The 12,503-nt window shown below is 70.4% G+C and carries 12 protein-coding genes; 6 read left to right on the top strand and 6 right to left on the bottom strand.

Annotated elements, in window-relative coordinates:
* Positions 1-156 precede the first annotated feature (156 nt).
* Positions 157-933 carry an enoyl-ACP reductase FabI gene (fabI, locus tag ABD954_RS26785; protein WP_345489723.1) on the bottom strand — a complete coding sequence of 259 codons (777 nt, stop codon included), beginning with the start codon at positions 931-933 and terminating at the stop codon, positions 157-159.
* Positions 934-937: 4 nt separating this feature from the next.
* Positions 938-1,657, bottom strand: coding sequence for a 3-oxoacyl-[acyl-carrier-protein] reductase (gene fabG / locus ABD954_RS26780; RefSeq protein WP_345489721.1), 720 nt, complete (start codon positions 1,655-1,657; stop codon positions 938-940).
* Between the two features lie 185 nt (positions 1,658-1,842).
* Here fabG and ABD954_RS26775 point away from each other — a divergent pair, with 185 nt between their 5' ends.
* From ABD954_RS26775 to tyrS, 3 genes are all read left to right on the top strand, one after another.
* Positions 1,843-3,378, top strand: a complete 1,536-nt coding sequence (locus ABD954_RS26775) for a TldD/PmbA family protein (RefSeq protein WP_345489719.1) — start codon at positions 1,843-1,845, stop codon at positions 3,376-3,378.
* Positions 3,379-3,460: 82 nt separating this feature from the next.
* Positions 3,461-4,852, top strand: a complete 1,392-nt coding sequence (locus tag ABD954_RS26770; RefSeq protein WP_345489718.1) for a metallopeptidase TldD-related protein — start codon at positions 3,461-3,463, stop codon at positions 4,850-4,852.
* A gap of 63 nt (positions 4,853-4,915) precedes the next feature.
* Complete coding sequence (tyrS, locus tag ABD954_RS26765) at positions 4,916-6,181, top strand: tyrosine--tRNA ligase (protein WP_345489716.1); 1,266 nt, start codon at positions 4,916-4,918, stop codon at positions 6,179-6,181.
* 85 nt (positions 6,182-6,266) lie between these two features.
* On the opposite strand, the gene ABD954_RS26760 is transcribed toward tyrS, so the two are convergent.
* The gene (locus ABD954_RS26760) at positions 6,267-6,542 is read right to left on the bottom strand and encodes a GlsB/YeaQ/YmgE family stress response membrane protein (RefSeq protein ID WP_345489714.1); all 276 of its coding nucleotides are present in this window, start codon (positions 6,540-6,542) and stop codon (positions 6,267-6,269) included.
* 176 nt (positions 6,543-6,718) lie between these two features.
* On the opposite strand from ABD954_RS26760, the gene ABD954_RS26755 reads away from it, so the two are divergent.
* Positions 6,719-7,075 (top strand): DUF3099 domain-containing protein, encoded by a 357-nt coding sequence (locus tag ABD954_RS26755; RefSeq protein ID WP_345489712.1) that lies wholly within the window; start codon positions 6,719-6,721, stop codon positions 7,073-7,075.
* Between the two features lie 169 nt (positions 7,076-7,244).
* Entirely contained in the window at positions 7,245-7,502 is a 258-nt protein-coding gene (locus tag ABD954_RS26750; protein ID WP_345489710.1) for a hypothetical protein, read from the top strand.
* Here ABD954_RS26750 and moaA read toward each other — a convergent pair.
* The 3 genes from moaA to ABD954_RS26735 all read right to left on the bottom strand — a co-directional run bounded on the left by moaA (position 7,485) and on the right by ABD954_RS26735 (position 10,630).
* Positions 7,485-8,474: a GTP 3',8-cyclase MoaA gene (moaA, locus tag ABD954_RS26745; RefSeq protein WP_345489708.1), complete on the bottom strand. Its 990-nt coding sequence runs from the start codon at positions 8,472-8,474 to the stop codon at positions 7,485-7,487. The genes ABD954_RS26750 and moaA overlap by 18 nt on opposite strands.
* 150 nt (positions 8,475-8,624) lie before the next feature.
* Positions 8,625-10,250 (bottom strand): solute symporter family protein, encoded by a 1,626-nt coding sequence (locus ABD954_RS26740; RefSeq protein WP_345489706.1) that lies wholly within the window; start codon positions 10,248-10,250, stop codon positions 8,625-8,627.
* On the bottom strand, positions 10,247-10,630 hold the full coding sequence (locus ABD954_RS26735) for a DUF485 domain-containing protein (RefSeq protein WP_345489705.1): 384 nt from the start codon (positions 10,628-10,630) through the stop codon (positions 10,247-10,249). The genes ABD954_RS26740 and ABD954_RS26735 overlap by 4 nt, the downstream gene beginning before the upstream one ends.
* 271 nt (positions 10,631-10,901) lie before the next feature.
* Between ABD954_RS26735 and ABD954_RS26730 the strand changes: the two genes are divergently transcribed.
* Positions 10,902-12,440: a S8 family peptidase gene (locus ABD954_RS26730; protein ID WP_345489703.1), complete on the top strand. Its 1,539-nt coding sequence runs from the start codon at positions 10,902-10,904 to the stop codon at positions 12,438-12,440.
* Positions 12,441-12,503: the final 63 nt, after the last annotated feature.

Here is a 12,503-nt window from a genome sequence, read left to right as displayed (position 1 = left end):
GAACATCGTGCTCTGACCCAGTCTGGGCCGGTTCGCCCCAGTTTTCGACTCGGGCCCCGGGTTGCGGAAACGCGGAGTACCCGAAACGCGAAGGGGCCGGGTGCCGCCCCCCACAGGCGGACACCCGGCCCCTTCACACGTACGGCCGCTCCGGCGTCAGGCGCCGATCGCGTGCAGACCGCCGTCGACGTGGACGATCTCGCCGGTGGTCTTCGGGAACCAGTCGGAGAGCAGCGCCACGATCGCGCGGCCCGCCGGTTCCGGGTCGGACAGGTCCCACTCCAGCGGGGAGCGGCTGTCCCAGACGCTCGCCAGCTCGCTGAAGCCCGGGATGGACTTGGCGGCCATCGAGCCGAGCGGGCCGGCCGAGACCAGGTTGCAGCGGATGTTCTGCTTGCCGAGGTCGCGCGCCATGTAGCGGTTCGTGGCCTCCAGGGCGGCCTTGGCCGGGCCCATCCAGTCGTACTGCGGCCAGGCGAACTTCGCGTCGAAGGTGAGACCGACGACCGAGCCGCCCTCGCTCATCAGCGGCAGCAGCGCCATGGTCAGGGACTTCAGGGAGAAGGCCGAGACGTGCATGGCGGTGGCGACCGACTCGAACGGCGTGTTCAGGAAGTTGCCGCCGAGCGCGTCCTGCGGGGCGAAGCCGATGGAGTGCACGACGCCGTCGAGACGGTCGCCGAGGTACTCGCGGACCTGGCCCTCCAGGCGGGCGAGGTGCTCGTCGTTGGAGACGTCGAGCTCCAGGACCTTGACCTTGTCGGGCTGCGGCAGCTTCTTGGCGATGCGCTCGGTCAGCGTCGGCCGCGGCCACGCGGTGAGGATGATCTCCGCGCCCTGCTCCTGGGCCAGCTTCGCGGCGTGGAAGGCGATGGAGGACTCCATCAGCACACCGGTGATCAGGATGCGCTTGCCCTCGAGAATTCCGCTCATGTGATCAGTGACCCATGCCCAATCCGCCGTCAACCGGGATGACGGCTCCAGTGATGTACGAGGCGTCGTCCGAGGCGAGGAACTTCACCGTGGCGGCGATCTCCTCGGGCTGCGCGTAGCGGCCCAGCGGCACCTGGGAGACGATGCCGGCGCGCTGCTCGTCGGTGAGCACCGCGGTCATGTCGGTGGCGACGAACCCGGGCGCGACGACGTTGAAGGTGATGTTGCGCGAGCCGAGCTCACGGGCGAGGGACCGCGCGAAACCGACCAGTCCGGCCTTCGAGGCGGCGTAGTTCGCCTGGCCCGCCGAGCCGAGCAGACCGACGACCGAGGAGATCAGCACGACCCGGCCCTTCTTGGCGCGCAGCATGCCGCGGTTGGCACGCTTGACGACCCGGAAGGTGCCGGTGAGGTTGGTGTCGAGGACGGACGTGAAGTCCTCCTCGGACATGCGCATCAGGAGCTGGTCCTTCGTCACGCCGGCGTTGGCCACGAGGACCTCCACCGGACCGTGCTTCTCCTCGATCTCCTTGTACGCCTGCTCCACCTGCTCGGTGTCGGTGATGTCGCACTTGACGGCCAGGCACCCCAGATCGGCCAGCGCGGCCGGCGGCTCGCCGGACCGGTACGTGAACGCGACCTTGTCGCCCGCCTCGGCGAACGCGCGGGCGATGGCGAGGCCGATGCCCCGGTTTCCTCCGGTGACGAGAACCGAGCGGCTCAACGGATCACCCTTTCGATAGCGGTCTGGTATGCCGAAAACCTATCGGTCCGTTCCGCGATACGGAGAATCGGGCCCTGACAGTGGCGTACTGGTGTCACTGTCGGGTCCCTACAGAAAGCTCTGGGCATCGCGGCCGAAAGCACGACATGATCGGGGCGACCGGTCTCACACGACAGGAGACAGCTGTGCAATCTGGGACCCCCCATTCCCTCGACGAAGCCTTCACCCAGCTTCCGTTGCGGGCGCTCGCCGACGCGGCGCTCGCCCGCGCGCGGGCGCTCGGCGCCGAGCACGCCGACTTCCGCCTGGAGCGGGTGCGCAGCGCCTCGTGGCGGCTGCGCGACGCCAAGCCGTCCGGCTCCTCGGACATCACGGACCTCGGCTACGCGGTGCGGGTGGTGCACGGCGGTGCGTGGGGATTCGCCTCCGGGGTGGACCTCACCATGGACGGGGCCGCCCGGGTCGCCTCCCAGGCGGTGGCCATGGCCAAGCTGTCCGCGAAGGTGATCGCGGCGGCCGGCTCCGACGAGCGCGTGGAGCTCGCCGACGAGCCGGTGCACGCGGACAAGGTGTGGATCTCCTCGTACGAGATCGATCCGTTCACCGTCTCCCCCGAGGAGAAGAGCGGGCTGCTCGCCGAGTGGAGCGCGCGGCTGCTGCGCGCGGACGGGGTGGCGCACGTGGACGCCTCCCTGCTCACCGTCTTCGAGAACAAGTTCTACGCGGACACGGCCGGCACCGTCACCACCCAGCAGCGGGTCCGGCTGCACCCGCAGCTGACGGCCGTCGCCGTGGACGCCTCGACGGGTGAGTTCGACTCGATGCGGACGATCGCGCCGCCGGTCGGGCGCGGCTGGGAGTACCTCACCGGCACCGGCTGGGACTGGGACGGGGAGCTGGAGGAGATCCCGGAGCTGCTCGCCGAGAAGATGCGGGCGCCGAGCGTCGAGGCCGGGCGCTACGACCTGGTCGTCGACCCCTCGAACCTGTGGCTGACGATCCACGAGTCGATCGGCCACGCCACCGAGCTGGACCGGGCGCTCGGCTACGAGGCGGCGTACGCGGGCACCTCGTTCGCCACCTTCGACCAGCTGGGCAAGCTGGCCTACGGCTCCTCGATCATGAACGTGACGGGTGACCGGACCGCCGAGCACGGGCTCGCGACCGTCGGCTACGACGACGAGGGCGTCGAGGCGCAGTCCTGGGACCTGGTGAAGGACGGCACGCTCGTCGGCTACCAGCTGGACCGGCGGATCGCGAAGCTGACCGGCCTCGGCCGCTCCAACGGCTGCGCCTTCGCCGACTCCCCCGGCCACGTGCCCGTGCAGCGGATGGCGAACGTGTCGCTCCAGCCGGATCCCGGCGGTCTGTCCACGGAGGACCTGATCGGGGGCGTGGAGCGGGGCATCTACGTGGTCGGTGACCGCTCCTGGTCCATCGACATGCAGCGCTACAACTTCCAGTTCACCGGCCAGCGCTTCTTCCGCATCGAGAACGGCCGCCTGGCCGGCCAGCTGCGGGACGTCGCGTACCAGGCGACGACGACGGACTTCTGGGGCTCCATGGAGCAGGTCGGCGGGCCCCAGACGTACGTCCTGGGCGGTGCGTTCAACTGCGGCAAGGCCCAGCCGGGCCAGGTCGCCGCGGTCTCGCACGGCTGCCCGTCCGCCCTGTTCCGGGGTGTCAACATTCTGAACACGACGCAGGAGGCCGGTCGATGAGCGCGCGCCACGAGTTTCGCCGGGGGTCCGGGGGTTGTCCCCCGGGTAAGCACAGCCTGAACACGACGCAGGAGGCCGGTCGATGAGCCGCGTCAGCAAGCCGTACGAGATCGTCGAGCGGGCGCTTGAGCTGTCCCGCGCGGACGGGTGTGTCGTGATCGCGGACGAGGAGTCGTCGGCGAACCTGCGCTGGGCGGGCAACGCGCTCACGACGAACGGCGTCACCCGGGGCCGCACGCTCACGGTGATCGCCACCGTGGACGGTGCCGAGGGCACCGCCTCCGGTGTCGTCTCCCGCTCCGCCGTGACCGTCGACGACCTGGAGCCGCTGGTCCGGGCCGCCGAGGAGGCCGCGCGGGCGGCCGGCCCCGCGGAGGACGCCCAGCCGCTGGTCGAGGGCGTGCCGGCCTCCCCCGACTTCACCGACGCCCCGGCCGAGACCTCCTCCGCCGTCTTCGACGCCTTCGCGCCCGCGCTCGGCGAGGCCTTCGCACGGGCCGGGGCAGGCGGCCGGGAGCTGTACGGCTTCGCCCACCACCAGCTGACGTCGACCTACCTGGGCACCTCCACGGGGCTGCGGCTGCGCCACGACCAGCCGAACGGCACCCTGGAGCTCAACGCCAAGTCGCCGGACCGCACCCGCAGCGCGTGGGCCGGTCGCTCGACGCGGGACTTCAAGGACGTCGACCCGACCGCGCTGGACGCGGAGCTCGCCACCCGGCTCGGCTGGGCGGAGCGGCGGATCGAGCTGCCGGCCGGGCGGTACGAGACGCTGCTGCCGCCGACCGCCGTGGCCGACCTGCTGATCTACCAGCTGTGGTCCTCGGTGGCCCGGGACGCGGTGGAGGGCCGCACGGTCTTCTCCAAGCCCGGCGGCGGCACCCGGATCGGCGAGACGCTCTCGCCGCTGCCGCTGACCCTGCGCAGCGACCCGAACGAGCCGGGCCTGGAGTCGGCCCCGTTCGTGATCGCCCACTCCTCCGGCGACGACTCCTCGGCCTTCGACAACGGTCTGCCGGTTCCCCCCGTGGACTGGGTACGGGACGGACGGCTGGAGCACCTGATCACCACCCGGCACTCCGCGGCGCTCACTCGTCTGCCCATGGCTCCCGGAGCGGGGAACCTGATCCTGGACGCCGGCGGCGAGCGGTCCCTGGAGGAGATGGTCGCCGCCACCGAGCGCGGTCTGCTGCTGACCTGCCTCTGGTACATCCGCGAGGTCGACCCGGCGACGCTGCTGCTCACCGGGCTCACCCGGGACGGCGTCTACCTCGTGGAGAACGGCGAGGTGGTCGGCGAGGTGAACAACTTCCGCTTCAACGAGTCGCCGGTCGACCTGCTGTCGCGGGCCACCGAGGCGGGCCGGACGGAGAAGACGCTGCCGCGCGAGTGGAGCGACTGGTTCACCCGGGCCGCGATGCCCGCCCTGCGGGTGCCGGACTTCAACATGAGCTCGGTCAGCAAGGGGGTCTGACCCCCATAGACTGAGTGTCGCAACACGATGCAGCATCCACCCATAGCCGAGGAGACGGACGACGTGACGGACATCGTCGACGAGCTGAAGTGGCGCGGGCTCTTCGCCCAGTCCACCGACGAAGAGGCCCTGCGCAAGGCGCTCGCGGACGGTCCGGTCACGTTCTATTGCGGCTACGACCCGACCGCCGCCTCGCTGCACGTCGGCCACCTGGTCCAGGTACTCACCATGCGTCGGCTCCAGCAGGCCGGGCACCGGCCGCTGGCGCTGGTCGGCGGGGCCACCGGCCAGATCGGTGACCCGCGGCCGACCGCCGAGCGCACCCTGAACGACCCGGAGACGGTCGCCAACTGGGTGAACCGGCTGCGGTCGCAGATCGAGCCGTTCCTGTCCTTCGAGGGCGAGAACGCCGCGGTGATGGTGAACAACCTGGACTGGACCGCCGGCATGTCGGCGATCGAGTTCCTGCGGGACATCGGCAAGCACTTCCGGGTCAACAAGATGTTGACCAAGGACTCCGTCGCCCGGCGCCTGGAGTCCGAGCAGGGCATCAGCTACACCGAGTTCAGCTACCAGCTGCTGCAGGGCATGGACTTCCTGGAGCTGTACCGCCGCTACGGCTGCACGCTGCAGCAGGGCGGCTCCGACCAGTGGGGCAACCTGGTGGCGGGCCTGGACCTGATCCACAAGCTGGAGCCGGAGGCGCAGGTCCACGCGATGGCGACGCCGCTGATGGTGAAGGCCGACGGCACCAAGTTCGGCAAGACCGAGAGCGGCGCCGTCTGGCTGGACCCGGAGATGACCACGCCGTACGCGTTCTACCAGTTCTGGCTGAACGTGGACGACCGCGACATCTCCACCTACATGCGGATCCTGTCCTTCAGGTCCCGCGCGGAGCTGGAGGAGCTGGAGAAGCTGACGGCCGAGCGGCCCCAGGCCCGTACGGCGCAGCGGGCGCTGGCCGAGGAGCTGACCACGCTGGTCCACGGCGCCGAGCAGTGCCAGGCGGTCATGAACGCCTCCAAGGCGCTGTTCGGCCAGGGCGAGCTGGGCGACCTGGACGCGGCGACGCTGGCCGCGGCCCTGTCCGAGCTGCCGCACGCACGCGTGACGGAGCTGGGCCAGGTCGTGGACCTCTTCGCCGAGGTCGGTCTCGCGCCGAGCAAGTCGGCGGCCCGCCGCACGGTGAAGGAGGGCGGCGCCTACGTCAACAACGTCAAGGTGACGGCCGAGGACGCCGAGGTGTCGGCGGACGAGCTGCTGCACGGACGCTGGCTGGTGCTGCGCCGGGGCAAGAAGAACCTGGCGGCGATCGAGGTCGCCGGCTAGGTTCCCGGAATCAGGCGGAGGCCCGGGACGCGCGCGTGTGCGCCGTACCGGGCCTCCGGCGTGACCGCGGGGCGGGTGCCCGGGGTCAGGTCCGCTGCCTGTTGCCCCTGATCGAGGCCCACAGCATGTCGCCGACGCCCACCACGGCGACGGCGCCGATGAGCTGGAGCAGATGACGGGTCCAGTCGATGCCCTTGGTGTCGTTCACCCCGATCCAGGTCGCGACCGCGTTGCCGAGCACACTGCCCAGAATGCCGAACACGGTCGTCAGCCACAGCGGGATCTGCTGCTTGCCCGGAAGGATCGCCTTCGCGATCAGACCCAGGACCAGGCCCACGATGATCGCCCACAACCAACTCATCTTTGCCTCCTTGTCGCGCGTCGCACGTCTGCCCAGTCTCGATCGGGCGGCCGTACGGCGCACCTCGGGCGGCTCCGTACGAGCCCCCGGGCTCGTCGGTCGGCGGCAGCGGGCGTACCGTGGAAACAGGTCCGGACCGGGGAGGCTCCGGCATGGCTCGTGGGCGGTGGAATGTGATGCGGAAGCGTGGCGGAACCGAGGTCTTCCGGATCACCGGTGCCCGGCAGGGGCTCGCCGACGACGTCCGGGGGCGCCAGCGGCGGTACGTGGTGTCGATGTCGGTGCGCACGCTGGCCGTGATCGCCGCGGCATCGCTGTGGAACGTCCAGCGGCCCGTGGCGGTGGTGGCACTGGTGCTCGGCGCCGTGCTCCCGTACATCGCGGTGGTGATCGCCAACGCCGGCCGGGAGAGCGCGCCGTCCCTTCCCTCCACCTTCGTCCCCGCTCCGGTGCGGCCGGCGCTCGAACGCGGGGCGGAAGCCGTGGCGGAACCGACGTACGGCGCCTACGGTCGGACCGATCACGTTCGGTGAGCGCGAAGCTCAAGAAATGCTCAGATCAATCATGAAGTTCCGGTGCACCGCACCCCATGCGCCGTGACATACTGCCTACGCGCTCCGCATCCCCCGTCGGAGCGACGGACCGATGCCGGGCAGCTCCCCCCGTGGCTGCTCGGCATCGCCCTTGCTGGACAATGATCAGGTGATCCAGGGTCCAGTGAGCGAAGCGAAGCCGATCTGTTCCGCCAAGGGGTGCCGGGCCGACGCCGTGTGGGTGCTCGCCTGGAACAACCCCAAGCTGCACACGCCGGAGCGGCGCAAGACGTGGCTCGCGTGCGAGGAGCACCGCGAGCACCTCTCCCAGTTCCTGGGCGTACGGGGTTTCCTGAAGGACGTCGTCCTGCTGGGCGACTGGGAATCCGGGAGCGAGGGCTCCGCGGGCTCAGCCGCCGATCGCTGACATCGGGCGGTCGGGCTGGAGGAAGCTCGGGTCGTCGAGGCCGGAGCCGGCCTTCTTGCCCCACATGGCCTTCTTCCAGAGGTCGGCGATCGCCGCGTCCGGTGCGTCCGAGCGGAGCGCCGCCCGCAGGTCGGTCTCCTCGGTGGCGAAGAGGCAGGTGCGGACCTGGCCGTCGGCGGTGAGCCGGGTCCGGTCGCAGGCCCGGCAGAAGGGGCGGGTGACGGAGGCGATGACGCCGACCGTGTGCGGGCCGCCGTCGACGACCCAGCGCTCGGCGGGGGCCGAGCCGCGCTCGTCGGCGTCCTCGGGGGTGAGCGTGAAGCGGGTGCGCAGGGACTGCAGGATGTCTCCGGCGGTGATCATGCCGTCGCGCTTCCAGCCGTGCTGGGCGTCCAGCGGCATCTGCTCGATGAAGCGGAGCTCGTAGTCGTTCTCGATCGCCCAGGCCAGCAGGTCGGGGGCCTCGTCCTCGTTGAGCCCGGGCATCAGGACGGCGTTGACCTTGACCGGGGTGAGGCCGGCCGCGCGGGCGGCGGCCATGCCGTCGAGGACGTCCTGGTGGCGGTCGCGGCGGGTGAGGGCCTTGAAGACCTCGGGGCGCAGGGTGTCGAGGGAGACGTTGACCCGGTCGAGTCCGGCCGCCTTCAGGGCCTCGGCGGTGCGCTTGAGGCCGATGCCGTTGGTCGTCAGGGACATCCGGGGGCGGGGCTCCAGGGCGGCGCAGCGCTCGACGATGCCGACGAGGCCGGGGCGCAGCAGCGGCTCGCCGCCGGTGAAGCGGACCTCGGTGACGCCGAGCTCGGTGACCGCGATGCGTATCAGCCGGACGATCTCGTCGTCGGTGAGCAGGTCGGGCTTGGCCAGCCACTGCAGGCCCTCTTCCGGCATGCAGTACGTGCAGCGCAGATTGCACCGGTCCGTCAGGGAGACCCGCAGGTCGGTGGCCACACGGCCGTAGGTGTCGATGAGCACTGGGCCCCCTCCCCTTCTTCCGGTTCGCTTGTCTTCGAGCCTACGCGAGCCCTCGGACATCGGGCATGGGCCGATTGTCACAGGGACCGGGACGGCCGCGTCGTAGAACCATACGACGCGGCCGTCGGCCCGCGGCGGAACGTATACGACTCAGTGCGCTCCGACGCCGGTGAGGGACTTGACCTCCAGCTCCGCGTACTTGCCCTTGTCCGGCTCCTCCTTGGAGAGGACGGAGCCGAGCCACCCGAGGAGGAAGCCGAGCGGGATGGAGACCAGGCCCGGGTTCTCCAGCGGGAACCAGTAGAAGTCGACGCTCTTGAACATGGAGGTCGGCTTGCCGGAGACGACCGGCGAGAACAGCACGAGGACGACCGCGGAGACCAGACCGCCGTAGATCGACCAGAGCGCCCCCTGGGTGGTGAACCGCTTCCAGAAGAGGCTGTAGAGGATGGTCGGCAGGTTGGCGGAGGCGGCGACGGCGAAGGCGAGGGCGACCAGGCCGGCGACGTTGAGGTCGCGGGCGAGGGCGCCGAGGGCGATGGAGACGACGCCGATGAGGACGGTGGCCCAGCGGGCGGCCCGCACCTCCTCCTTCTCGGTGGCCTTTCCGCGCCGGATGACGTTGGCGTAGATGTCGTGCGCGAAGGACGAGGACGAGGCCAGGGTGAGGCCGGCGACCACGGCGAGGATGGTGGCGAAGGCGACGGCGGAGATGACGGCGAGCAGGATGGCGCCGCCGGTGGAGTCCGCGCCGCCGCCGATCTCCAGGGCGGCGAGCGGGGCCGCGGTGTTGCCGGCCTTGTTGGAGGCGATGATGTCGCTGTTCTTGAGCAGGGCGGCGGCGCCGAAGCCGAGGACGATCGTCATCAGGTAGAAGGCGCCGATGATGCCGATGGCCCAGTTCACGGACTTGCGGGCGGCCTTGGCGGTCGGCACCGTGTAGAAGCGGATGAGGATGTGCGGCAGTCCGGCGGTGCCGAGGACGAGCGCGATGCCGAGCGACAGGAAGTCGAGCTTGGAGGTGCCGCTGACGCCGTACTTGAGGCCGGGCTCCAGGAACGCCTGGCCCTTGCCGCTGTTGGAGGCGGCGGCGCCCAGCAGCTGGGAGAGGTTGAAGTCGAACTTCAGCAGGATGAGGAAGGTGATCAGGAGCGTGCCCGCGATGAGCAGGACGGCCTTGACCATCTGCACCCAGGTGGTGCCCTTCATGCCGCCGATCGTCACGTACACGATCATCAGGACGCCGACGAGGGCCACGATGGCGACCTTGCCGCCGTCGCTGGTGATGCCGAGCAGCAGCGAGACCAGGACGCCGGCGCCGGCCATCTGGGCGAGCAGGTAGAAGATCGACACGACGATGGTGGAGGTGCCGGCGGCGGTGCGGACGGGCCGCTGGCGCATGCGGTAGGCGAGGACGTCGCCCATGGTGAAGCGGCCGGAGTTGCGCAGCGGTTCGGCGACCAGGAGCAGGGCGACCAGCCAGGCGACGAGGAAGCCGATGGAGTAGAGGAAGCCGTCGTAGCCGAAGAGGGCGATGGCGCCGGCGATGCCGAGGAAGGACGCGGCGGACATGTAGTCGCCGGAGATGGCCAGGCCGTTCTGGAAGCCGGTGAACTGCCGCCCGCCGGCGTAGAAGTCGGCGGCGCTCTTGGTCTGGCGGCCGGCCCAGACGGTGATGGCGAGGGTGGCGACGACGAAGGCCGCGAAGAGGGTGATGATCAGCGGCCGGTGCTCGCTGGTGGCGTTGCCGGCGGCGAGGAGAAGGGTGTCGCTCATGCGTCGGCCTCCGTACGGGACTCCATGCGCTCCTTGATGGCCTCGGCCTTGGGGTCGAGGCGGTCGGCGGCGTGCCGCGAGTAGAGCCAGGCGATGAGGAAGGTGGTCGCGAACTGGCCGAGCCCGAGGACGAGGGCCACGTTGACGTTGCCGAAGAGCTTGGTGCCCATGAAGCCGCCCGCGTAGTTGGAGAGCAGCACGTACAGCAGGTACCAGGCGATGAAGGCGATCGTCAGGGGGAAGGCGAAGGAGCGGTAGGTGCGGCGGAGCTCGCCGAACTCGGCGCTCTGCTGCACCTGGACGAACTCCTCCGTCGTGGGCTGTGCGGGGGCGGCGTTTTCCGTGCCGCTTTCGGGCGGCGGAGGTGCGTCGGTAGCCACAGATTCTCCTCGTGACGCGGGTGCGGTGGGCAGGGACAAGGGGGTTTCTCCGAGGGTGGGAGGCGGGGGTCCGGGCGGAGCCCCTCCCCTGCTCAACGGCACGGAGCGGGCCGCGAAGTGGTTCACGCCGATGTTTTTTCTTCCCCGGATCTCCATGAAGTCGGCTCATCCCATTGATGACCGGGGAAGATCGGCGATAGCTTCACTCGTCATGCACCTGTCCATGCGCAATCGGCGCCTGGACAGTACATACGGATGATGTGGAGAACCCATGGCTCATCTGGGATCGAGGCGCGGCCGAGTACTCGCTCTGCCGGCCGGTCTCGCGCTCACGGCCTCGCTCGGCTTCCTGCCCTCGGGGGCGGCTTCCGCGGCGGAGCTGAGCGACGTCCCGACGGCAGCCGTCGCCACGAACGGCCCGAAGCTGTCGTACGTCGTCAACGTCGACCACGGCCGCTGGACGGCCGCGTCGGTGAAGAAGGCGATAGCCGCCGCCGGCGGCGAGGTGGTCGTGGCCTACGACCAGATCGGCGTGATCGTCGTCCACTCGCAGAACCCGCAGTTCGCGCAGACGATCCGCCAGGCGCGGGGCGTGGTGTCGGCCGGCGCGACCCGTACGGCCCCGCTGTCCGCCGCGACCGACACCTCGGTCGGCGAGGACGCGCAGGCGCTCACCGCGGCCGAGGCCAGGGCCGCCGCGGCCGCCGCCACGGGCGAGCAGGACGCGCTGGAGCCGCTGCAGTGGGACCTGCCGGCCATCAAGGCCGACCAGGCCCACCGCAAGACCCTCGGCAGCAAGCGCGTGACCGTCGGCGTCATCGACACCGGCGTGGACGACACCCACCCGGACCTGGCGCCGAACTTCGACGCCGCCGCCTCCGCCAACTGCGTGAGCGGCAAGGCCGACACGACCCCCGGGTCGTGGCGTCCGGGCGCGGGCGAGAGCGACCACGGCACCCACGTGGCGGGCACCATCGGCGCCGCCAAGAACGGCACCGGCATCACCGGTGTCGCGCCGGGCGTGAAGCTCGCCGGCATCAAGGTGTCGACGCCGGAGGGCTTCTTCTACACGGAGGCCGTGGTCTGCGGCTTCGTGTGGGCGGCCGAGAACGGCATCGACATCACGAACAACAGCTACTACACCGACCCGTGGATGTTCGCCTGCAAGAACGACGAGGACCAGAAGGCCCTCCTCGAGGCGGTCACCCGGGCGACCCGGTACGCGGAGAAGAAGGGCACGGTCAACGTGGCCGCGGCCGGCAACTCCAAGTTCGACCTGGCGGCCGACTCCATCCTGGACAAGAGCAGCCCGAACGACAGCACCCCGGTCGACCGGGACATCGACCCGAAGATCTGCCTCGACTACCCGGCGATGCTGCCGGGCGTGGTGACGGTGTCCTCGACCGGCGCCAAGGACCTGAAGGCGTCGTACTCCAACTACGGTCTCGGCGTCATCGACGTCGCCGCGCCGGGCGGTGACCGCACCGAGTACCAGACCCCGGACGCCCCGGCGGTCAACGGCCGCATCCTGTCGACCACGGTCAACGGCGGCTTCAACTACAAGGCCGGCACGTCGATGGCGGCGCCGCACGCGGCGGGCGTCCTCGCGCTGCTGAAGTCGACGCACCCGCACGCGAGCCCGGCCGCGCTGAAGGCCCTGCTCTCCGCGCAGGCCGACGACCGCGCCTGCACCAACCCCTACGACATCGACGGCAACGGCACCGTCGACGCGGTGTGCGAGGGCGACGTGAACAAGAACGGCTTCTACGGGGCCGGTCTCGTGGACGCGCTGGACGCCGTCCGCAAGTAACGGCGTCCGCTCGCAGGTGAACCGCCCGTGGCACCGAGTGCCACGGGCGGTTCATAGTTCTCC

Origin of the sequence: Streptomyces roseoviridis (assembly GCF_039535235.1) — a bacterium.
Classification (GTDB): Bacteria; Actinomycetota; Actinomycetes; order Streptomycetales; family Streptomycetaceae; genus Streptomyces; species Streptomyces roseoviridis.
The sequence above is the reverse complement of the archived record's forward strand: the minus strand, read 5'-3'. Positions and strand labels throughout refer to the sequence as shown.